Raw genomic sequence first — 21,210 nt, forward strand, 5'->3', positions numbered from 1 at the left:
CGCTTTCCCGAACTGCTCGGAGTTGCCCCCATGAACCCTCGTCGTAGTAACAGCTCGCTTCCCAAGCCAGGCCGTTCGGCCTGGGGGGTGGCGTCCGCTGTCGTCCTGTTGCTCATACCCGTGGTTGTGCTGACCGGAGGCAGCCAGTTCCAATCGTTCCTGAACTTCGGCGCGGGCGTGCTCTCGCTCGTGTCGCTGAGCTGCTCGGTGATCTGGGGTCTGATCGCACAGGACCGCATCTTCCTCAACACCCGCCAGCGGATCGTCGGCCAGGCGGTGCACCGGACGACCGCGGTCGCCTCGATCGCGTTCCTGCTGGTGCACATCGTCACGAAGATCGCGCTGGATCACACCGTGGTGATCGCCGCGATCATTCCGTTCTCGCTCGGCATCACCGGAAGCGCCGGCCTGATCGGACTCGGTTCGCTGGCCGGACTCCTGATGATCTTCGTGGGTGTCACTGGCGCCCTGCGCAGCAATTTCGCCGCCCCGGCCGTCGTTGCGGCCCGCTGGCGGGCCATGCACATGCTGGCCTATCCGGCCTGGTGCGCAGCGCTGATCCACGGCCTGTACGCGGGCCGCGCGGCGAAGCCGTTCTTCATGATCTCGTACGACCTGTGCCTGATCGGCGTGATGGCGGCGCTGGCACTGCGCGCCGCCCCGCGTCCGTTCAAGCGGAGGGTGGCCGACCGTCTCGTCTCCGTCCTCGGCAGTTCGGAGCGGCCGGAGCTGGACGATCTGGACGCCAGCCGCGCCCGGGTGAGCGAGTCCGGGCTGCCGGGCTACGAGTCCATGCGGGAGCGCGAGCCGAGGCCGTCGCGCGCGGACACGGCGACCTCGCAGTCGAACCCGCTGTTCCCGTCCGCGGCTGCCGCCGCGCCCGGCCCCGAGCCGGCGTCCGGCTTCGCCGCCGCCTACCGGGCGACGTCCACGCCCGGCCAGCCCCAGTCGCCGTTCGCGGCCGGCCAGACCGCGCGCATGGAACGCCTGGACATGCAGGCCACGCAGTCCGCCCCGCGCGTGGACGGTCCGTCCAGCACCTCGGGCAGCTGGCCGATCCCGTCGCCGCCGCCGGTCGGCGAGGCGCCCCGGTCGGCGTACGACCCGATGCAGGACACCGGATACAACATCCCGGCCTATGGCAATCCGGGCGCCGGCGGCACGGGCGGACGTGATGTATACGACACGGGTGAGACGAATGCCCGGTACGGGACGTACAACTCGAATGACACGTACAACAGCGGTCCCGCCAACGAACCAGCGCCCGGCGCGTCCTTCGACGCCCCGGGTTCGGGCGAACCTTGGAACACGCCTTCCGGAGGCTATAGGTGAACGAGGCCCTGCCCGACGTCCCAGAAGTCCGCGTGGTCGGCCTTCCGCAGCTCACGTCGGGCTTCGACCTTGTCGAAAGACTCGATCTGCCCATGCACCTCAAGGTGCACGGGCCGCTCGAACCCCTGGGCGGGGAGCAGCTCGCGCAGCTCTCCGAACGCATCAACCTGAAGGGCCGCGGCGGCGCGGGCTTCCCCTTCCACAAGAAGCTGCGCTCGGTCGCCGAGGCGGCGATCAAGCGCGGCGTACGGCCGGTCGTCGTCGTCAACGGCAGTGAGGACGAGCCGGCCTGCCGCAAGGACACGGTGCTGATCAACCGTGCCCCGCATCTGATCCTTGACGGCGCGTTGCTCTGCGCGGAGGCGCTGGGTGCCCGCACGCTCGTGGTGGGGGTCACCCGGGAGTCCACGCAACGTTCGATGGAGCAGGCGCTGGCCGAGCGCGGTCTGAGCAACGGCCGGCGTTCGGCGCTGAAGGCGTTCGTCCAGCGCAACCCGGTCCGCATGGTCACCGGTGCCGCCGCGTCACTGATCCGCTCGATCGACGGCGGCCCGGCGATCCCGCCCGGCCGCAAGACCAGTGCCTCGCAGAACGGCGTCGGCGGCGCGCCCACCCTGCTGTCGAACGCGGAGACGTTCGCTCAGCTGGCGATCGCCGCCCGGATCGGCCCGGAGCGCTACGGCAACACCGGCCTGTACGACGAGCCGGGCACCGTCATGCTGACGGTCTCCGGCGCGGTCGCCCGCCCCATGGTGATCGAGGTCCCCACGGGTGTGCCGCTGCGCTACGTCCTGCAGCTGGCCGGCGCCCCGCCGGTGCCGCAGGGTGTGCTGACCGGCGGCTACCACGGCAAGTGGATCGACGCGGCCACCGTCAACGAGGCGATCGTCTCCCGCAACTCGCTCGACGCGGTGGGCGGTGCGCTGGGTGCCGGCGCCATCCTGCCGATCACGCAGGAGACCTGTCCGCTGGGCGAGTCGCTGCGGGTCGCCCAGTGGCTTGCGGAGGAGAGCGCGGGACAGTGCGGTCCCTGCTACCTGGGTCTGCCGGCGGCCGCGCGCGGTATGGAGGACATCCTGAACGGCGGCGGACCGGCCGCCCTGGAGGCGCTCAAGCAGGTCGCGAAGAACGTGAAGCGGCGCGGGGCGTGCTCGCACCCGGACGGCTCCGCCATGTTCCTCGAGTCGACGATCAAGGCGTTTACCGACGACCTCGCCGCGCACGTTCTCGGGAACGGCTGCGGACGGCCCGTGGAGGGCGTTCTGCCGCTCTTCGAGGACGGCAAGATGCCTACGGGCATCCCGGGCGGCGGAGAGCCCGAGGACAACGGCGGCGGCAGCCGGCAGAAGATCTACGTCGACTGGACGCTGTGCCGGGGCCACGGTCTGTGCGCGGACATCCTCCCGGAGGTCTTCGAGCTGGGCGCGGACGGTTTCCCGACGGTCGCGCAGGCGAAGGTGCCCAGGTTCGCGGAGGCCAAGGCGCTGCGTGCGGTGCGCCGCTGCCCGGCGCTCGCCCTGCGCCTGGAGGAGGACACCCGCTCGCAGGCGCCGGCCAAGAACCTGCCGGTTCTCTCGCAGGGCCGCGGCCGCCGGGCGCTGGGGCGCTGATCGCACCTTCTGGCACACGTGGGGCGGGTCACCCTGATCGGGTGGCCCGCCCCACGTGTGCGAGAGGAGTCCGCGGGCGGAGTTCCCGCCGACAAGGTTTCCGCGGGTTTTCGGGACACTGTCGACCCGGACAACGCCGAAGACGGACCATCCGTTCGGATGGTCCGTCTTCGACTTCTGTGGAGCTAAGGAGAATTGAACTCCTGACCTCCTGCATGCCATGCAGGCGCTCTACCAACTGAGCTATAGCCCCGTGTTTTGGTCCGCCCGGTTTCCCTGGCGGCGACGCCAACATTACACGGTCGAAGGGGTGCACCACCAAATCGTTTCCGTTCTGTATGGATACGGACGCTAGTGTCGGGCTTCGTGACCGTGATCGCGTTCTCCGAGACCCGGCGCCGGGTGCCGGTGGCCCTGGGGTCGTGTCTCCTGTCGTTCACGGCGTTCTGGGTGGCCCAGCGGGCCGCGCACGTCTCGATGATCGACCTGATGGTCTACCGGGCGGAGGGGGCGACCGTCCGCGCGGGCGGCGATCTCTACGCGCTGCGTACGACGGCGGCTCACCTGCCGTCCACCTACCCGCCGTTCGCGGCGCTGCTGTTCGTCCCGCTGACGCTGCTGGACGTCACGGGCATGCGCACACTGGCGACGGCCGGAAACCTGGTCCTGCTGCTGGTGTTCGTCGGGCTGTCGATGCGGCTCGTCGGGCACGCGCGCGTGGAGCACGTCCTGTGGGTCGCGGCGGCGGCGGTGTGGTGCGAGCCGGTGTGGACGACCGTGCGCTACGGGCAGGTCAATCTGCTGCTGGCCGTACTGGTGCTGTGGGATCTGTCACGTCGTCCTGCCGAACGCCCGGACCGCTGGGCGGGGGTGGGTGTCGGGCTCGCGGCGGCGGTCAAGCTGACGCCCGCGCTGTTCGCGGTGTTCCTGCTCGCCACCGGCCTGGCCGCGCGCCTCGCCGGACGGGACGGCGGCCCGTGGCTGCGGCACGCGCGCGGGGCGGCCGCCGTCTTCGCGGGGGCGACCCTGCTGGCGGCGGCCGTCCTGCCGTACGACTCGTGGCGGTTCTGGACCGGGATGGTGTTCCGGACGGGACGGGTGGGGCAGGCCGAGGAGACCGCGAATCAGGCCCTGCGCGGCGTTCTGGCGCGTCTGCTGCACACTCCCGACCCGGGAGCCCTGTGGGCCGCCGCGGCGGCCCTGACGGCCGTCCTGGGGCTCGCGATGGCGGTGACGGCGGAGTTGCACGGCCGGCGGCCCTGGGCAGTGGCCGTCTGCGCGGTGACCGCACTGCTGATCAGCCCGGTGTCCTGGTCGCACCACTGGGTGTGGTGCGTGCCGGTGGTGCTGCTGCTGTGGACCCGCGGGCACCGGACGGTGGCCGCGGGCGCGCTGCTGGTCTTCTGCTCGTACGCCCTGTGGTGGGTGCCGCACGGGCACGGGCGGCCCGAACTGCACCAGAACGCCGTCTCCTTGACGCTGTCGGCGCTCTACACGGTCACCGGGGTGCTGTTCCTCGCGCTCGCCCGGACATCGTTGCCGAGGCCGGGCCCCGGTCAGGCCGTGACGAACGAGTAGAAACGCTTGAGCGTGCAGTGCTCTTCGAGGAGCCGGCCGTAGATCGGCTCGCCCTCCAGCTCACGGTAGGTCTCGATCGGGTCGCCTTTTATGATCAGCGCCCGCGCGCATTCCTCGCACCAGTACTGGTAGTCGGGGTTGATCGGCTCCATGTCGCGGACGATGGGGGTGCCGCTCCCGCACCAGTCGCACTTCCGCCTGTGTGCACCCATCGATCAGCTCCAGCTGTGGCCGCAGGCCGTGCACACGTAGGAGATCCCGCCGTTGTCGCCGAGCACTTGGGCGACATGCGCGGAACCGCAGGAAGGGCAGAGCAGCCGGGTGATCGTGTCCCGTATCAACGCCGCACCGAGGAGGTGGCCGCCCTCCTCAAGGATGCTCGCAGGCATCGCTACTCCTCCCGTCGGGCCGCGCCCCCTTCCGGCCGTTTGATTCTGCCACGGCCGGACCAATACGGTCAGCGACGCCTCAGTACCAGTCCGGACACGGCCCCCGCGGCCGCCGTCGCGGCGAGCGCCCATGCACAGGCTGTCAGCGCCTCCGCAGAGGTATACGCCTGCGGGCCCCCAACTGACTCAAGCCGGTTCAAGAACAGTGTGCCGAACGCGGCGACGCCGATGAGCTGGCCGAGCTGGGTGACGGTCGCGAGGAGTCCGCTGGCGTCCGCGGCGTCCTCGGGGCGCACGGTTGCGAGCGCGCCGGTGAGCGTCGGGCTGAACGCGAGCGCGAGCCCCGCGCCCACGCCGGCGTACGCCACATAGAGCTGCACGCCCCCGTCGCCGCCCCCGTGGAAGGCGAGCCCGACACCGGCCACGCCCAGCGCCGTGAGCACGAACCCGGCCGGGGTCAGCGCCCGCTGCCACGCGGCCGGCCACCTGCGCCAGGTGAGAGCGACCGTGCCGAAGACGACGGCGGTCGGCGCGAAGGTGAGACCGGCGCGCAGCGCACTGTAGCCGAGGCCGCGCTGGACGTGCAGGGTGAGGGTGAAGAGGAATCCGGCGTTGACGGCCATGACGGCGAGGATCCGCAGGACGGCCAGGCCCATGCCGGGGTGGCGCAGTACCCGGGGTGCGACGATCGGGGCGCCGCCGCGCCGGGCAAGCCTCGCCTCGTACCCGCAGAACAGCGCGAACAGGAGCACGGCGGCTGCCAAGGACAGCCAGGACCACAGCGGCCAGTCCTCCTCCTGGCCGAGGACCAGCGGGACCGTCAGCAGCGACACGGCGGCCCCCAGCAGGACGAGGCCGGGCAGGTCCAGGCCGCGGGCCCGCTCGGGGCCGGATCCGCCGCCGGGCGGCAGGACACGCCGGCCCAGGACGAGGAGTACGGCGCCGACGGGCACGTTGACGAGGAACACCGGCCGCCAGCCGGTGCCGAACAGGTCGGCGCTGACCAGGACGCCGCCGATGATCTGGCCGGCGGCGGCGCCGACCGCGAGGACCGCGGAGTAGGCGCCGAGCGCCCGTATGCGGGCCTCGCCGGTGAAGGCACGCTGGATGATGCTGAGGACCTGCGGGATCATCACCGCCGATCCGGCGCCCTGCACCAGCCGGAACACGATCAGCTCGGTGGCCCCCTGGGCCAGGCCGCAGGCGAGCGACGCCGTGGTGAACAGGGCGAGCCCTGCGAGGTGGACCCGGCCGTGGCCGAGCCGGTCGCCGAGCCGGGCACCGGTGATCAGCAGCACCGAGTACGTGATGGCGTAGCCGGCCACGACCAGCTGCAAGTCGGCGCCCGAGGCGTGGAGTTCGGAACCCATGGTGGGGGCCGCGACGTTCACGATGAAGACGTCCAGCACGGCCATGAACAGGGCCGAGAGGACGACCGCGAGGAGCAGCCGGGGCCGGTTGTCAGTGCCGGGTGCTTCACTTTTCGCAGGGGTCGGAGCGGGTGCGGGACCTGGTCCCGTCCGGGATGTCGTCGTCATGCGTCCGAGCGTGGCGGCGGGCCGGTACGGGTGCCGAGAGCCCGCCGATGCTGGTACTGGCAGCACCTGGCAGGGGACGGGGGCTGCGCCCACGATGGAGACGTGACGACGGGGGACGTGACGATGCCGACGACAGCACACCGCCGCAGGCCGGAGCTGGCCGCGTTCCTGCGCAGCAGGCGGGCCCGGGTGCAGCCCGCGGACGTCGGGATGCCGCCGGGGCTGCGGCGGCGCACGCCGGGCCTGCGCCGGGAGGAGGTCGCCCAGCTCTCGGGTGTGGGCGTGACCTGGTACACGTGGCTGGAGCAGGGCCGGCCGATCAACGCGTCGGCGCAGGTGCTGGACGCGGTGGCGCGGACCCTGATGCTGGACCTGCCGGAGCGGGAGCATCTGTACCGGCTGGCGGAGGTGCCGTTCGCCCCGGCGCCGGAGGGGCTGTCCCGGTCGGTCGGCGCGGAGGTGCAGGGGATCATCGACGCCCTCGACCCGCTGATGGCGGTGGTGTACACCTCGCGCTACGACGTGCTGGCCACCAACGCCGCCTACCGGGACCTGTTCCTGGTGCCGCAGACGGTGCGGATCGGGGTGCCGAACGTGCTGTGGACGCTGTTCACGGTCCCGGAGGAGAGCAGCCCGGTGGTGCACCTGCAGCGTGAACTGCCGGTGATGGTGGCGACCCTGCGTTCCTCCTACGGCAGACACGTCGGCGAGCCGGCCTGGGAGGACTTCATACGGGCGCTGTCCCAGGCCAGTGGGTACTTCGTCCGGTTGTGGGAGAGCGGGGCGGTGGCGCAGCCGGGGCCGCGGGTGAAGACGTTCCGTCATGAGGCGGTGGGCGAGCTGCGGATGACGTCGCAGTCGCTGTCGATCGACGGGATGCCGGAGGCGCGGATCGTGGTCTACACGCCGGAGGACGAACGGACGCGGGAGCGGGTGGCGTTGCTGCGGGAGCGCAGGCAGCGGCTGTGGCCGGTGACGGAGGAGGAGGCCACCGAGATCATCCGGGAGTGGAACACAAGAAATCCCGCCCTCTGAAGAGGACGGGATTCTCATCACCGATCTTTGACAACTCGACAGTGCGTGGAGTGCCGATCTGTGGAGCTAAGGAGAATTGAACTCCTGACCTCCTGCATGCCATGCAGGCGCTCTACCAACTGAGCTATAGCCCCTTGCGTTCTTCCCGTCTTTCCGCTTGGCGGGGCGAACAAGAAGAACTTTAGCCTGCGACCTGCCGGAAAGTGAAATCCGGGCTCCGGGCGGGCCGGGTGGCGACAGGTTCCTCAGTCGTCGTCGCCGAGGACGGCCTCCGGGAGGGTGCCGGCGTTGTGCTCCAGGAGCCGCCAGCCGCGGGCGCCTTCGCCGAGCACGGACCAGCAGCAGTTGGTGAGGCCGCCGAGGCTCTCCCAGTGCCGGGACTCCAGGCCGAGGAGGCGGCCGATGGTGGTGCGGATGGTGCCGCCGTGGCTGACGACCACGAGGGTGCCCTCCTCGGGGAGCTTCTCGGCGTGCCGGAGCACGACGGGGGCGGCCCGGTCGGCGACCTCGGTCTCCAGTTCGCCGCCGCCGCGGCGGACCGGCTCGCCGCGCTTCCAGGCGGCGTACTCGTCGCCGTGGCGGGCGATGATCTCCTCGTGGGTGAGTCCCTGCCACACGCCCGCGTAGGTCTCCCGCAGTGCCTCGTCGCGGATCACGTCGAGGCCGGTGAGGGCGGCGAGCTGGGCGGCCGTGTCGGCGGCCCGCTGCAGGTCGGAGGAGACGATCGCGTCCGGGCCGAGGGAGGCGAGCAGGCGGGCCGCGCGGCGGGCCTGGCCGATGCCGGTCTCGGTGAGCTCGACGTCGGTGGAGCCCTGGAAGCGGCGCTCCACGTTCCAGGCGGTCTGGCCGTGCCGCCACAGGATGATGCGGCGGCCGCGGCCCCTGCTGTCGGTCACCTCGCCCGTGGCGCTCATCACCAGTCCCCGCCCGGCTCGCCGGAGTCCTCGGCGGCCTGCAGCCTGGCGTGCTCCGCCGCCTTGCCGCGGGTGGCCTTGGCGTCGGCGGGCAGCTCGATCTCGGGGCAGTCCTTCCACAGCCGTTCCAGGGCGTAGAAGACGCGCTCCTCGCTGTGCTGGACGTGGACGACGATGTCCACGTAGTCGAGCAGGATCCAGCGGGACTCGCGGTCGCCCTCGCGGCGCACCGGCTTGGCGCCGAGTTCTTTCTGGAGTCGTTCCTCGATCTCGTCGACGATCGACTTGACCTGGCGGTCGTTGGGCGCGGAGGCCAGCAGGAAGGCGTCCGTGATCGACAGGACGTCGCTGACGTCGTAGGCGATGACGTCGTGGGCGAGCTTGTCGGCGGCCGCCTGCGCGGCGGCGGTGATGAGCTCGAGGGAACGGTCGGTGGCGGTCACTGCGTGGCTTTCCGTCGGCGGTCGTTTGACGTCAAGGGTCTCACGGACCGCAGGGCGCACCCCACGTGATTACCGGGTCACGTGGGGTGCGGCGGGCCCTCTCAGGAGGAGGACGGCTTGTAGTCCTGGCCGAGGACGACGGAGACGTCCGCGCCGGAGCCGACGGAGCCCTTCCGGACGGCACCCGTGCCGAGGCCGAGGGTCTTGGCGACCTCGGTGGCGTTCTCCTTGTCGGCGGCGTCGGAGTACAGCACCTTGGAGGTGGCCTGGGTGCCGGAGGCCGTACCGCCTTCCAGGAAGGTGTAGCCGCCGTTGACGAGGACCACGCGGGCCTTCTCGGTGTCGTCCTTGACGCCGGTGGCGTTCTGGACGGAGACGCGCACCGCGGATCCCGCCGACGGGCTCTTGGCGGTGCCGCCGAGGATGTCCTTGACGACGCTGGAGCTGGTCTGGGTGCTGAGGGTGCCGTCGCTCTGGACGGGCAGCAGGGCGGTCTTGTAGTCGCCGTCCTTGGCGAGGTCGGCGAGCTTGGCGAGGAAGGTGCCGAGGTCCTTGTCGGTGAGGGACGGGTCGAGGATCTGCGCGAGGGTCTGCACGGTGGTCGTCGCGGCGGAGGCGTCGGAGGACAGCTTGCGCAGCACGCCCTGCATGACCTGTCCGAACCGCTCCAGCTGGGCGTTCTGGGCCTCGCCCGAGGCGCGGTAGGTGGCGTAGGCGACGGCGGCCTTGCCCCCGAGGGTCTGGTCCTTGCCCTGGTGGACCAGGGGCTCCTCGCCCTTCTTCTTGGCGTCCGGGTCGGGGACGTCGGCGTTGGTGTCGATGTCGATGTTGCCGACGAGTTCGACGAGGTTCTGCAGGTAGGGGGTGTCGAGGCGCCAGGTGCCCTCGATGCTGGTGCCCAGGACGGTGTCGAGCTGGTCGCGGGTGCCGGAGGAGCCGTCGTCGTCGACGGACTTGGCAAGGGTCGTGGTGGTGCCGTCGTCGTCGGTGAGGGCGAGGGAGTTGGGCAGCAGGACGGTGCTGCCCTGCTTGGTGGTGGTGTTGTCGACGAGCAGCAGGGTCGAGGTGCCGCCGCCACCGGTGTTGTGCAGGTGGACGACGATCACGTCGCGTTTCTGGGCGGCCACCGAGGTCGTCGTGCCGCCCTTGGCGGTGGAGGAGGACAGGCCGGGGATCTTTCCGGCGTACCAGAGGTAGCCGACGCCGCCGACGGCGACCAGGGCGAGGACGACGACCAGGGCGATCAACCGGCTGCGGGCGCGGCGCTTGGCCTCCTCGCGGCGCTCGGTGCGGTTCTCGGTGAAGTTCAGCCAGTCGATGACGTCCTCGGAGTCGCCGTCGGGCTGTTCGACGAACGCGAACTGGCCGGTGTGGTAGTCCCGTTCGTCGTCGTCCTGCCGGGGACCGGTCTCGCGGTCGGCCGGTCCGGCCTGCTGCGGGATGTGCGCGGTCTGCTCGGCGACCCGGGGCTGCCGGCCGCTGGTGGCCGCCTGCCCGTAGGGGTCGTAGGCGGTGTGGCCGCCGGTGCCGTACGGGTCGTACGGGGGCGTGGCCGGCTGCCGGCCGGTGTCGTGGACGGCGGCCTGCTGCCCGGTGTCGTACGACGGCGCGGCCTGCTGCCCGCCGCCCGCGTACGGGTCGTACCCGTAGCCCTGCCCCTGCCCCTGCCCCTGCCCCTGCCCCTGCCCCTGCCCTGCGTACGGGTCGTACGTCTGCTGCTGTTGCGCAGGGATCTGGCGGTACACCGGCTGCCCGTACTCGTCGTAGCCGACGAGTTCGTACTGGTCGCTTCCGTAGCCCGCGTCGTATCGGTCGTTCACCGGTGCCCCTCTCGGCTCACTCGCCGCGGTACAGCTCGCGCTTGTCGATGTAGCGCACGACTCCGTCCGGCACCATGTACCAGATGGGGTCGCTCTTGGCGACTCTCGCACGGCAGTCTGTGGAGGAGATGGCGAGCGCGGGAACCTCCACCAGCGAGACGCCGCCCTCGGGAAGACCGCGGTCGGTCAGGTGGTGGCCGGGCCGGGTGCAGCCGATGAAGTGGGCCAGGGAGAAGAGCTCCTCCGAGTCCCGCCAGGTGAGGATCTGGCCGAGCGCGTCGGCACCGGTGATGAAGAACAGGTCGGCGTCGGGGTTGAGGGCGCGCAGGTCGCGCAAGGTGTCGACGGTGTAGGTGGGACCGCCGCGGTCGATGTCGATACGGCTGACGGAGAACTGCGGGTTCTCCGCGGTCGCGATGACCGTCATCAGATAGCGGTCCTCGGCCGGTGAGACGGCGCGGGAGGTCTTCTGCCACGGCTGCCCGGTGGGCACGAAGACCACCTCGTCGAGGTGGAACTGGGCGGCGACCTCGCTGGCCGCCACGAGGTGCCCGTGGTGGATCGGGTCGAACGTTCCGCCCATGACACCGAGGCGGCGTTTGCCGGTGTGCGCGGGGCCCGCCGGCGTGTACCGCGGCCGTGTCGCCATGTCGTCGGCCTCGTCAGCTGCCGGACCGGTAGGCATGTCCTGCTCTCCCATGCGTGCAGACCCTACCGGCCCGGTCCGTGGGCCCCGCCCGGAGGACCGGTGCCGGGCTCGGCGTCCGGCTCAGCGGTCGCGGTTGAAGCGGGTGGTGATCCACAGCAGGAGCAGCAGGATGACGAAGGCGCTGCCGCCGGTGACGGCCGGGTTGAGGCTGTTGTGGTTGCCGCCGTGCTCCTCGCCCTCTGCGGCGAGGGTGACCAACTGGGCAGCGGCGCTGTGGAGATTCATCATCTGCGGCAGGACCTATCGCGTGTGGACGGGATAAAGATGTCGGCTCATCGTATGCGGGCGCCCCGGCGGCGATCACGCCGACTCCTCCGTTGGGGAACGATCCCGGCGGCTCAGTCGTCCTTCTGTTTGTACCCGCGCAGCAGGAACCAGGCGGTCAGTGCGCAGCCGACGAACATGACGACGATGACGACCCGGAGCAGATCGCCCGAGCCCTGGTGCTGGGCGGCGCTCGCGGCCTGGGTGAGCCAGGCGGCCGGGGGGTGGTGCTCCATGAGGACTCCTTCGGCTGTACTGCCCGTCCACGGTATCGCCGCCTAGGCTGGGCTCTGCCCCGGGGGCACGGCAGACACTCACGCACATGGGGGATGACATGTCCGACGACGGCCACGAGCAGAACGGGCACGAGCGGGTGCCGAGCAGGCAGCGCAGGCGGTTCCCGGGGATCTCCTCGCGTGCGTACGAGCATCCCGCGGACCGTTCGGCGCTGGTGGCGCTGCGCAAGCTCAGCGGCTTCGACGCGGTGTTCAAGGCGCTCAGCGGGCTGCTTCCGGAGCGGAGCCTGAGGCTGCTGTTCCTGTCCGACTCGGTCCGGGTGTCCGACCAGCAGTTCGTCCACCTGAACGACATGCTGCGGGACGCCTGTTACATCCTGGACCTGGAGAAGGTCCCGCCGATGTACGTGACGCAGGATCCGCAGCCGAACGCGATGTGCATCGGCCTGGACGAGCCGATCATCGTGGTGACCACGGGCCTGGTGGAACTTCTCGACGAGGAGGAGATGCGGGCGGTCGTCGGCCACGAGGTCGGGCACGCGCTGTCCGGGCACTCGGTGTACCGGACGATCCTGCTGTTCCTGACCAGCCTCGCGCTCAAGGTCGCCTGGATCCCGCTGGGCAACCTGGCGATCCTGGCGATCGTGACGGCCCTGCGGGAGTGGTTCCGCAAGTCGGAGCTGTCCGCCGACCGGGCCGGGCTGCTGGTGGGCCAGGATCTGCGGGCCTCGATGCGTGGACTGATGAAGATCGCGGGCGGCAACCACCTGCACGAGATGAACGTGGACGCGTTCCTGCAGCAGGCCGAGGAGTACGAGGCGGGCGGCGACCTGCGTGACTCGGTCCTGAAGATCCTGAACGTACTGCCGCGCTCGCACCCCTTCACCACGGTCCGCGCGGCCGAGCTGAAGAAGTGGGCCGCGTCGCGCGACTACCAGCGGATCATGGACGGTCACTACCCGCGGCGCACCGAGGACAAGGACACCTCGGTCGGCGACTCGTTCAAGGAGTCCGCGGCGAGCTATGCCAGTGACGTGAAGACGTCCAAGGACCCGCTGATGAAGCTGGTCACGGACATCGCGGGCGGGGCCGGGAGCCTGGGCGGCCGGGTCAAGCGCGGCTTCGACGGGTTCACGAGCGCGCCCCCGCCGAAGGACGCACCGCCCCGGGACACCTCCCCGGAGGACGGCGAGGCGTAGCGGGGCCGGGCTCTCTTCGGGTTTCCGGCTCGCCCGCGCTCAGACCTTCGGTTCGGCCGCGGTGGACAGCGTCCCGCACAGGGCGGTGGCGCTGTCCGTGGCGAACGGGTTCGTGCCCGCGGGGCCGCCCGCCTTGGCCGTCTGGCCGGCCAGCAGGGGGTGCAGGTGGTCGGCGGCGTCCTCGGCGCAGGACAGGGGGCCCGCCTGGACGTAGGACACGACCAGCTGGGCCTGGTGCAGGCGCAGGTCGTCGCGGTCGAAGCGGAAGGTCAGCTGGCGGCGCACGGTGAACAGGGACGCCTGGGCACCCGCCGGGGCGCCGGTGGGCCGCAGCGCGTAGACGAAGGTGTGGTCGGCGGTGACCTCCAGGGTGGCCGGGTCGGTCTCGGCGGCCGTCAGGTTGCCCTGGACGCGGATCCTCGGGTCGGCGAGCTCGGCGCGGGTGGGGTCGAAGCGGACCAGCCATCCGGTGGGAGCGTGCCGGCCGTCCGCCGCGGGGTGGTCGACGCTCTGGTCGAACTGGTCGAGCTGAGCGGGGTCGAGCAGCGCCCGCGCGGGCCTCACCGCGCTGCTGTCGAGGACCTCGGGGTAGAGCGAGGAGCGGACCAGGTAGTCCTTGGCCGTGGTCAGGGCGGTGACGACCTGGCTGTCGGAGAAGTGCGCGGTGCTCCGGGCGGCCGGCAGCGGTATCCCCTCGGCGCCGACCTCGTACTGCGCGGCCGGGCTGTGCGCGAACAGCGTCTCGGCGTCGGCGGCACCGGGCACCCTGCCCTGCGGGGAGAGCGGTATGACGGTCATCCGCAGGGGTTCGACGGGCTGCTGGGCGTCGTCGGTGCCGTAGGGGTGGCGGACACCCATGTAGATCGCGGTGCCGAAGGCGACGAGGATCAGCACGACGAGGATCAGGGCCTGCCGGGTGAGCCCCCGGCGCAGGGGCGGGCGACGGCGTACTGCGGGCGCGTGGTCGGTCATGCGTTCGCGTGCGGAGGACTCCTGGAGGCGGGCAGCGCGGACGAACGATTCGTCGAAGACGACGGATCGGTACTCGTCCTCTCCACCCACGGGGCCGCCCTCGGGTGTCCCCTCAGGTGGGTCTCCTGGCCCGCCCATACTCTCAGAGTAGGTCTCGGAAGCCTCAGGTAAACGCCCTGCTACGCGACAACTTCTGACAGGTTCTCACCAGGACTGCCACCAGGGCGGCCGCAATCGCTCAGGGGGTGCGCGGGACCACCGAGGCCGCCGGCTTGGCGGGCTGGGAGTAGTCGGCGGACACGGAGGGTGCCGCCGCGGTGCCCTGTTCCTGGCCGGTGGAGGGGGGCCTGGGCACCTGGTCGCGGCTGCTGCCCGAGGAGGCGCTGCGGTAGACCGCGGCGAAGGCGAGCGCGACCATGCCGATGCCCATGACGAGGGCGAGCACCCAGGCGACGGGACGGTGCCAGCGGACGTGTTTGCCGTACGTCCCGGAGGCGCCGTACCGGTCCTCGAGTACGTCGGTGTCGTCCAGGTCGTCGAGTTCGCCGCCGAGGTCGGTGCCGTCCGGGCTGTAGCGGTCGTCGTAGCGCTCGCCTCTGGCGTGGGCGCGGCGGGCTTCGGCCTCGGAGGCCTCGGCTCTGGCCTGGGCGGCGGCAAGGAGGCGTTCGACGGCGGTCGGCTCGTGGACCACGGCCGCCTTCACGAAGGCCTCGTCGAAGACCACGGAGTCGAACTCTTCGTCCGACATTCCGTGGTCATGGTCGTCGTCGGGCTCCCAGCCGTCAGGGAACGGCGTGCCCCCCACGTCCTCCGGCACGGATCCAGAGTAGACCTGGGGGGTCAATTTGGGCAGACGGTATGGAAATTCATAGGCCAGTGAGACGCCTCTCACGCCGACCGGGCTCGTGTACGCCCTGCCGCGCGCCCGCACGCCGTACGGGGTGCGCGGCTGGGCCGTACGGGCGTCAGCGGCGGATGTGGCCGTCGCCGGTGACGATGTACTTGGTGCTGGTCAGCTCCGGCAGGCCCATGGGGCCGCGGGCGTGCAGCTTCTGGGTGGAGATGCCGATCTCGGCGCCGAAGCCGAACTGGCCGCCGTCGGTGAAACGGGTGGAGGCGTTCACGGCGACCGTGGTCGAGTCGACCAGCTGGGTGAAACGGCGGGCGGCCTGCTGTGAGGTGGTGACGATGGCCTCGGTGTGCCCGGAGGTCCACAGCCGGATGTGCTCCACGGCCCGGTCGAGGGAGTCGACGACGGCGGCGGCGATGTCGTACGACAGGTACTCGGTCTCCCAGTCCTCCGGGACCGCCTCGACGACGGTCGCCTTGGAGTCCTTGGCGTAGGCGAGGACGCGTTCGTCGCCGTGCACGGTGACGCCGGCCTCGGCGAGGGCGTCCAGGGCGCGCGGCAGGAACTCGGGGGCGATGTCCTGGTGGACGAGGAGGGTCTCGGCGGCGTTGCAGACGCTGACCCGCTGCGCCTTGGAGTTGATCAGGATGTCGACGGCCATGTCGATGTCGGCGTGGGCGTCGACGTAGACGTGGCAGTTGCCGGTGCCGGTCTCGATGACCGGGACCTTGGACTCCATGACGACCGTCTGGATGAGGGAGGCGCCGCCGCGCGGGATGAGGACGTCGACGAGGCCGCGGGCGCACATCAGCTCGTGGACGGACTCGCGGCCCTCGCCGGGCACCAGCTGTACGGCGTCGGCGGGCAGCCCGGCGCCGCCGACGGCGTCGCGCAGGACGCGGACGAGGGCGGTGTTGGACGCGTGGGCGGAGGCGGAACCGCGCAGCAGGACCGCGTTGCCGGACTTCAGGCAGAGCGCGGCGGCGTCGACGGTGACGTTCGGGCGGGCCTCGTAGATGATGCCGACGACGCCGAGCGGCACACGGACCTGGCGCAGGTCGATGCCGTTGGGGAGGGTGGAGCCGCGGACGACCTCGCCGACCGGGTCGGGCAGCTTCGCCACGTCGCGGACGTCGGAGGCGATGGCGCGGACCCGCTCCGGGGTGAGGGTCAGACGGTCGACGATCGCCTCGCTGGTGCCGTTCTCGCGGGCCTTGGCGATGTCCTTGGCGTTGGCCTCGACGATCTCGCTGGTACGGACCTCCAGGGCGTCCGCGACGGCGAGCAGCGCGTCGTCCTTCACGGCCCGCGGCAGCGGCGCGAGGTCGGCGGCGGCGGCCTTGGCACGGTAGGCGGCCTGGGTGACCGGGGACATGGCGTCGTACGGCGAGAGCGTGGTCATGAAGGAAGGGTAGTGCGCCCCGGCGGGCCGTCCACGCGGCATCCCACACCGCGAGACGTGGATCAAAACGGGCGATTACCGGCGGGCGGCGGAGGCGGCCCAGGAAGGGCCGGAAGGACCGGGAGGATCAGAAGGGGTGGATGCCGACCGGTGTCGCGGGCGGCGGGCCGTAGCCCTCGGCGACGCGCTGGTGGTAGGTGGCGCGGTCGATGACCTCGAGACCGACGATCTCCCAGGCGGGCAGGCCGGCGGTCTGGCGGTGCTCCCCCCACAGGCGCAGGGCGACGGCGGCGGCGTCGTGGAGGTCGCGGGCCTCTTCCCAGTAGCGGATCTCGGCGTGGTCGCAGGCGTAGCGGCTGGTGAGGAGGAACGGGTGGTCGTGGGCCAGCTGTTCGAGTCCGCGGCGCAGTTCCGGCAGGGGGACCTCGGCACCGCAGACGCTGAGGGTGACGTGCCACAGGCGCGGCAGGTCCTTCGGCTCCTCGTAGGTGTCCCCGGCCGCGACGCTCGTCAGAGCACCGCGGGAGGCCGCAGCCCCAGGGCGCACTCGTCTCACGACGGCCTCCTTCAGCTGTGCTCGCGCGGAACGTGGTCCTGAGACAAAGTTGAGCAGGCCGCAAGGGTTCGTGTGGCGGTTTTACGGAACGTCCCCCACCGGGGTCCGTCGTTACGCCCCGTTTTTACGGGTGCAGGATCACCAGGTCGTCCCTGTGTACGACCTCGCGTTCGTACGCCCGTCCCAGCTCGCGTGCCAGCTCCCTGGTCGAACGCCCGATCAGCTGGGGGATCTCCTTGGCGTCGAAGCTGACGAGTCCGCGGGCCACCGCGCGGCCTTCGGTGTCGCGCAGTTCGACCGGGTCGCCGGCGGCGAACTCGCCCTCCACCGCGGCGATCCCGGCCGGCAGCAACGATTTGCGGCCCTCGACGACCGCGCTGACGGCGCCGTCATCGAGGGTGAGGGAGCCCTGCGGAGTGGAGGCGTGCTGAAGCCACAGGAGGCGGTCTGCGGACCGTTTTCCGGTGGGGTGGAAGTAGGTGCCGGTGTCGCCGCCCAGGAGCGCGTCGGCGGCGTGCACGGCGCTCGTGAGGACCACCGGGATGCCCGCGGCGGCGGCGATCCGCGCGGCCTCCACCTTGGTGACCATCCCGCCGGTGCCGACGCCCGCCTTTCCGGCGCTGCCGATCTCGACGCCCGCAAGGTCCTCCGGGCCCTTCACCTCCGCTATCCGCGAGGTGCCGGGTTTGCTGGGGTCGCCGTCGTAGACGCCGTCGACGTCGGAGAGGAGGACCAGCAGGTCGGCGTGGACGAGGTGGGCGACGAGGGCGGCGAGGCGGTCGTTGTCGCCGAAACGGATCTCGTCGGTGGCGACGGTGTCGTTCTCGTTGACGATCGGGAAGGCACCCATCGCGAGGAGCTTGTCGAGGGTGCGGGAGGCGTTGCGGTGGTGGACTCGGCGGCTCATGTCGTCGGAGGTGAGCAGGACCTGCCCGACGCGGACGGCGTAGCGGGCGAAGGAGGCGGTGTAGCGGGCGACGAGCAGGCCCTGGCCGACGCTGGCGGCGGCCTGCTGGCGGGCCAGGTCCCGGGGGCGGCGGCGCAGGCCGAGCGGGGCGAGTCCGGCGGCGATGGCACCGGAGGAGACGAGGACGATCTCCTTCTCCCCGCCGCTGCGGCTCTTGGCGAGGACGTCGACGAGTGCGTCGACGCGGTCGGCGTCCAGGCCACCGGAGGCGGTGGTCAGCGAGGAGGAGCCCACCTTGACGACGATCCTGCGGGCCTCGCCGACGGCCTGCCTAGCCCTTGCCACGTCCTGTCCCCACTTCCTTGCGCGTGGCAGCAATCTACGCGAAGGGGACCGGCGCCAGGCCCGACCGTCCAGCCTCCGGACAGGCGACGGGCAAGGGACGGACCGGGGACGGAACAGAACAGCACGTGACGGTTCATTCACGTACCGCACACGGCAAAAAGGTTGTGTTGACTGTCTATAGAAATCGAAACGAACTCAAAGTTAACTTGAAGTTTGTGTCATCCAAAGATCGCCGCGTGAAGCGCATCCTCCTCAGGTCGGGAAAGAGCCCCTACGACGTCGTCACCGTCGAGGAAGCCCTGCACCGGGACGTCATCGCCACCAATTCGGGCAACCTGATCTTCAGCGACGCCGCCCACAAGATCCTTGAGACGCCGGGCACCGAAGTCGTCTCGAACGGCATGCCCTCCGACGTCTCCGCCGCCGCCCGCATCAACGAGGAGTACGACGCCTTCGTCGTGCCGCTCGCCAACGCCTTCAGGCCGTCCTTCGAAAGCGCCCTGAAGCGCATGACCCGGCTGATCTCGAAACTGAACATCCCGGTGGTCGTGCTCGGCGTCGGTGCGCAGACCGGGGTGAGCTACAACCCGGACCGGCTGAAGCGGATGGAGCCGACCGTACGGGAGTTCTGCGCGGCGGTGCTGGAGCGCAGTGCGTCGATCGGTGTGCGGGGCGAGTTCACCGAGCAGTACCTGAAGGCCATGGGCTTCAAGGACGTCGAGGTCATCGGCTGCCCTTCGCTGTTCATGTACGGCGAGCGGCTCCCGGTGCACAAGAAGGCACTGGAGTTGACGCCCGAGTCGCGGATCGCGATCAACGGCTCGCACAACGCCGTACGCGCGCAGGGCCTGGACCGGATCATCACCCGCACCCACGAGCGCTATCCGAAGCTGCGTTTCGTCGGCCAGAACCTCTCTGACGCACGGCAGTTGCACTGGCGCGACCTGTCGGATCCCAACGCCGCGGTGACCGGGATGCCGACCCACCCGGACCATCCGATGTTCCGCGAGGACAAAGTACGGGTCTATGTCGACCCGATCACCTGGATCGACGATCTGCGCTCGTTCGACTTCTCCTTCGGATCGCGCATCCACGGCAACATCGCGGCGCTACTGGCGGGCACGCCGGCCACCGTGCTGTGCGGCGACTCGCGGACGCTGGAACTGTGCCGCTACTTCGAGATTCCGCACCGGCGGCTGGACCGGGCGGTGAAGGATCCCGAGTCGGCGGATCCGGCGAAGCTGTACGCGGAGGCTGACTTCGGCGGACTGGTCGGCGGCCACCGCGAGCGTTTCGAACGGTTCACCGGGTTCCTCGACAGGAACGGGCTGGAGAACACCTTCACGCACGGCGACGGCGGAGCGGCCTTCGAGGAGCGGATGCGGACGCTGGCCTTTGCGCCGGGGATCCGCCCCTGGAACGACACGGACGTCGACTCGCTCACCTCGCGGTTCGGCTGGCTGCACAGCCGTATCGACGAACTGTCGCTGGACAACGCCCGGCTGGAGAGGGAGCTGGCGCGTGCCGGGGCCCGCGCCGCGAAGGCGACCGCCGCGCAGCAGCCGGCCTCGGTCTACCGCCGGGCCCGGCGGGCCGTCGGCAGGCCGATCCGGCGGGCGCTGGGGTCGGGCGGATAGGCGCGCGGCGGCCGGGTCAGGCGGCCGCGGGCTTCACGTCCCGGACGGGCAGGGACCGCCGCAGCTTGCGCAGCGCGCGCCGCACGAAGGTGTTGGCGGCCTCCTCACGGTAGCCCTCGACGGCGCGGGCCTCGCGGGGTTCGGCGAGGTAGATCCGGTCGGGGATGCCGGCCGCCTCGGAACGGAAGTGCGGGTAGCCGAGGTAGACGCGGGTGCCGCGCCCCTCCAGGACCGGAGTGGGCTGCTTCTTCGCGCGTACGAACTCGAGGACGTCCGGGAGGAGTTCGGTGCGGCGGACGGCGACCAGGTGCAGCTGGAGCCGTTCGTGGACCTTGAGGCGGCGGGCCACCTCGGAGTTCCAGTGGGCGTCCATCAGCGGCTCGGCGAGTTCCAGTTTGTGCTGCCGCACCTCGTCGGTGTCCTTGAGGAACCGGGGGCCGAACTGCGGGAGCAGTGTGACCTTGAACGGCCGGACCATCAGGCTGTCGCGCCGCGGCCCTGCCGGGACCATCTCGGCGATCAGGTTCATCAGGGCGCGCGCGGAGTCGAAGCGGAGGGTGTAGCCGCCGCTCTTGGTGACGTGTTTGCCGTCCTCACGGCCGACGAGGTAGTAGCAGGGGTAGTCGGCGACGACCGAGACGCCGTCGGCGCGCAGATAGGCCTCCATGGTGAACAGCGCGTCCTCGCCGGTCCACAGGGACTCGTCGAAGCGCATGCTGTGGCGTTCCAGCAGGGCTCGGCGGAAGAGTTTCTGGGCGCTGAGCGTGAACTTGATGTTGGAGGAGAAGACGTCGGTACGGTCGAGCGTCTTTCCCCACATCGACTGCGGGGGTTTGCGGTTGATTCCCTCGACCTTGCCGACGACGACGTCGGTGCCGTTCTTGTCCGCCATCGCGACCATGCGCTCCAGGGCCTGGTCACCGAGCCGGTCGTCGGCGTCCAGGAAGAACACGTAGCGGCCGGCGGCCTTGGCGAGGCCGACGTTGCGCGGGCCGCTGGGTCCGCCGGAGTTCTCCTGGCGGATCACGGTGACCTGCATGGCGGCGCGGGCCGCGAACTCCTCCAGGCACTCCCCCGTGCCGTCGGTCGATCCGTCGTCGACGGCGATGACCTCCATGCGGGCCGGGTCGAGGGTCTGGCGCTCGACGGAGGCCAGGCACTCGACCAGGTACGGCATCGCTTCGTACGCCCCGATGATCACGGTCACATCAGGCTGCGCAACGACGGTCACGTTTCCCCCTAGTCAATGGTGCGTTCCCCCTGCGTCACCTCGATCGCAACGTCTTAGATGGCTGATCGGCACGACAGGTTGCCCTGAAGGACGCACTCAGTGGCCCAGCTCACATGACGAACAGACAGCTGGGTGGTGTACAGCGGGTTACACCGGACAGTACGGACGTGCGGTAAGAGCTGCTCAACAAGAACGGCGAAGCATGGGTAAGAAGAAAGCCGCGCATCCCTAAGTAGAGGTAAG

At 70.7% G+C, this 21,210-nt stretch carries 21 protein-coding genes and 2 tRNA genes; 6 read left to right on the forward strand and 17 right to left on the reverse strand.

Translation table 11 applies throughout. The annotated features are described in order from the left end of the window. Nucleotides 1-30: 30 nt before the first annotated feature. Both ACZ4UV_RS05060 and ACZ4UV_RS05065 read left to right on the forward strand, forming a co-directional pair. On the forward strand, nucleotides 31-1,332 hold the full coding sequence (locus tag ACZ4UV_RS05060) for a cytochrome b/b6 domain-containing protein (protein WP_467836564.1): 1,302 nt from the start codon (nucleotides 31-33) through the stop codon (nucleotides 1,330-1,332). Then, nucleotides 1,329-2,942, forward strand: a complete 1,614-nt coding sequence (locus ACZ4UV_RS05065) for an NADH-quinone oxidoreductase subunit NuoF family protein (protein WP_181801638.1) — start codon at nucleotides 1,329-1,331, stop codon at nucleotides 2,940-2,942. The genes ACZ4UV_RS05060 and ACZ4UV_RS05065 overlap by 4 nt, the downstream gene beginning before the upstream one ends. A 180-nt stretch (nucleotides 2,943-3,122) precedes the next feature. Here the strand turns inward: ACZ4UV_RS05065 and ACZ4UV_RS05070 are convergent. Then, a tRNA-Ala gene (locus ACZ4UV_RS05070) sits at nucleotides 3,123-3,195 on the reverse strand. Nucleotides 3,196-3,308: 113 nt separating this feature from the next. Between ACZ4UV_RS05070 and ACZ4UV_RS05075 the strand changes: the two genes are divergently transcribed. Then, nucleotides 3,309-4,520 (forward strand): glycosyltransferase 87 family protein, encoded by a 1,212-nt coding sequence (locus ACZ4UV_RS05075; RefSeq protein WP_451018126.1) that lies wholly within the window; start codon nucleotides 3,309-3,311, stop codon nucleotides 4,518-4,520. On the opposite strand, the gene ACZ4UV_RS05080 is transcribed toward ACZ4UV_RS05075, so the two are convergent. From ACZ4UV_RS05080 to ACZ4UV_RS05090, 3 genes are all read right to left on the reverse strand, one after another. Further along, nucleotides 4,499-4,732 (reverse strand): hypothetical protein, encoded by a 234-nt coding sequence (locus ACZ4UV_RS05080; RefSeq protein WP_006136074.1) that lies wholly within the window; start codon nucleotides 4,730-4,732, stop codon nucleotides 4,499-4,501. The two genes, ACZ4UV_RS05075 and ACZ4UV_RS05080, sit on opposite strands and share 22 nt — an antisense overlap. A gap of 3 nt (nucleotides 4,733-4,735) precedes the next feature. After that, a complete protein-coding gene (locus ACZ4UV_RS05085) occupies nucleotides 4,736-4,909 on the reverse strand; it encodes a hypothetical protein (RefSeq protein WP_107408581.1) in 174 nt (57 codons plus the stop codon). A 68-nt stretch (nucleotides 4,910-4,977) separates the two neighbouring features. Beyond that, nucleotides 4,978-6,447, reverse strand: a complete 1,470-nt coding sequence (locus ACZ4UV_RS05090) for an MFS transporter (RefSeq protein ID WP_451018125.1) — start codon at nucleotides 6,445-6,447, stop codon at nucleotides 4,978-4,980. 123 nt (nucleotides 6,448-6,570) lie between these two features. Here ACZ4UV_RS05090 and ACZ4UV_RS05095 point away from each other — a divergent pair, with 123 nt between their 5' ends. Continuing rightward, entirely contained in the window at nucleotides 6,571-7,482 is a 912-nt protein-coding gene (locus tag ACZ4UV_RS05095) for a helix-turn-helix transcriptional regulator (RefSeq protein ID WP_467836571.1), read from the forward strand. Between the two features lie 61 nt (nucleotides 7,483-7,543). On the opposite strand, the gene ACZ4UV_RS05100 is transcribed toward ACZ4UV_RS05095, so the two are convergent. The 7 genes from ACZ4UV_RS05100 to ACZ4UV_RS05130 all read right to left on the reverse strand — a co-directional run bounded on the left by ACZ4UV_RS05100 (nucleotide 7,544) and on the right by ACZ4UV_RS05130 (nucleotide 11,868). Then, a tRNA-Ala gene (locus tag ACZ4UV_RS05100) sits at nucleotides 7,544-7,616 on the reverse strand. A 111-nt stretch (nucleotides 7,617-7,727) separates the two neighbouring features. Next, nucleotides 7,728-8,396: a histidine phosphatase family protein gene (locus tag ACZ4UV_RS05105; protein ID WP_451018124.1), complete on the reverse strand. Its 669-nt coding sequence runs from the start codon at nucleotides 8,394-8,396 to the stop codon at nucleotides 7,728-7,730. Then, nucleotides 8,396-8,839, reverse strand: coding sequence for a ribosome silencing factor (gene rsfS / locus ACZ4UV_RS05110; protein ID WP_351492982.1), 444 nt, complete (start codon nucleotides 8,837-8,839; stop codon nucleotides 8,396-8,398). The genes ACZ4UV_RS05105 and rsfS overlap by 1 nt, the downstream gene beginning before the upstream one ends. Nucleotides 8,840-8,940: 101 nt before the next feature. Beyond that, entirely contained in the window at nucleotides 8,941-10,659 is a 1,719-nt protein-coding gene (locus ACZ4UV_RS05115; protein ID WP_467835855.1) for an LCP family protein, read from the reverse strand. A 16-nt stretch (nucleotides 10,660-10,675) separates the two neighbouring features. Beyond that, on the reverse strand, nucleotides 10,676-11,359 hold the full coding sequence (gene nadD / locus ACZ4UV_RS05120; RefSeq protein WP_390040132.1) for a nicotinate-nucleotide adenylyltransferase: 684 nt from the start codon (nucleotides 11,357-11,359) through the stop codon (nucleotides 10,676-10,678). A gap of 69 nt (nucleotides 11,360-11,428) precedes the next feature. Further along, nucleotides 11,429-11,596 carry a hypothetical protein gene (locus ACZ4UV_RS05125; RefSeq protein WP_167450157.1) on the reverse strand — a complete coding sequence of 56 codons (168 nt, stop codon included), beginning with the start codon at nucleotides 11,594-11,596 and terminating at the stop codon, nucleotides 11,429-11,431. A 110-nt stretch (nucleotides 11,597-11,706) separates the two neighbouring features. Next, nucleotides 11,707-11,868, reverse strand: coding sequence for a hypothetical protein (locus ACZ4UV_RS05130; RefSeq protein WP_217549548.1), 162 nt, complete (start codon nucleotides 11,866-11,868; stop codon nucleotides 11,707-11,709). A 98-nt stretch (nucleotides 11,869-11,966) separates the two neighbouring features. Between ACZ4UV_RS05130 and ACZ4UV_RS05135 the strand changes: the two genes are divergently transcribed. Further along, entirely contained in the window at nucleotides 11,967-13,067 is a 1,101-nt protein-coding gene (locus ACZ4UV_RS05135; RefSeq protein ID WP_467836574.1) for a M48 family metallopeptidase, read from the forward strand. 39 nt (nucleotides 13,068-13,106) lie between these two features. Here ACZ4UV_RS05135 and ACZ4UV_RS05140 read toward each other — a convergent pair whose 3' ends face one another. The 5 genes from ACZ4UV_RS05140 to proB all read right to left on the reverse strand — a co-directional run bounded on the left by ACZ4UV_RS05140 (nucleotide 13,107) and on the right by proB (nucleotide 18,099). Next, nucleotides 13,107-14,177: an SCO2583 family membrane protein gene (locus ACZ4UV_RS05140; protein WP_467835858.1), complete on the reverse strand. Its 1,071-nt coding sequence runs from the start codon at nucleotides 14,175-14,177 to the stop codon at nucleotides 13,107-13,109. A gap of 100 nt (nucleotides 14,178-14,277) precedes the next feature. Beyond that, nucleotides 14,278-14,856, reverse strand: coding sequence for an SCO2584 family spore wall biosynthesis protein (locus ACZ4UV_RS05145; RefSeq protein WP_351492989.1), 579 nt, complete (start codon nucleotides 14,854-14,856; stop codon nucleotides 14,278-14,280). Between the two features lie 148 nt (nucleotides 14,857-15,004). Continuing rightward, nucleotides 15,005-16,291 (reverse strand): glutamate-5-semialdehyde dehydrogenase, encoded by a 1,287-nt coding sequence (locus ACZ4UV_RS05150; RefSeq protein ID WP_467835860.1) that lies wholly within the window; start codon nucleotides 16,289-16,291, stop codon nucleotides 15,005-15,007. Between the two features lie 127 nt (nucleotides 16,292-16,418). Then, nucleotides 16,419-16,847, reverse strand: a complete 429-nt coding sequence (locus ACZ4UV_RS05155; RefSeq protein WP_293995677.1) for a hypothetical protein — start codon at nucleotides 16,845-16,847, stop codon at nucleotides 16,419-16,421. A gap of 124 nt (nucleotides 16,848-16,971) precedes the next feature. Next, the gene (gene proB, locus ACZ4UV_RS05160; protein ID WP_467835861.1) at nucleotides 16,972-18,099 is read right to left on the reverse strand and encodes a glutamate 5-kinase; all 1,128 of its coding nucleotides are present in this window, start codon (nucleotides 18,097-18,099) and stop codon (nucleotides 16,972-16,974) included. A gap of 236 nt (nucleotides 18,100-18,335) precedes the next feature. On the opposite strand from proB, the gene ACZ4UV_RS05165 reads away from it, so the two are divergent. Beyond that, nucleotides 18,336-19,736, forward strand: a complete 1,401-nt coding sequence (locus tag ACZ4UV_RS05165; RefSeq protein ID WP_451016493.1) for a polysaccharide pyruvyl transferase family protein — start codon at nucleotides 18,336-18,338, stop codon at nucleotides 19,734-19,736. Nucleotides 19,737-19,752: 16 nt separating this feature from the next. On the opposite strand, the gene ACZ4UV_RS05170 is transcribed toward ACZ4UV_RS05165, so the two are convergent. Continuing rightward, on the reverse strand, nucleotides 19,753-20,913 hold the full coding sequence (locus tag ACZ4UV_RS05170) for a glycosyltransferase family 2 protein (RefSeq protein WP_451016492.1): 1,161 nt from the start codon (nucleotides 20,911-20,913) through the stop codon (nucleotides 19,753-19,755). Nucleotides 20,914-21,210: the final 297 nt, after the last annotated feature.

This window comes from Streptomyces sp. NPDC028289 (genome assembly GCF_055565975.1).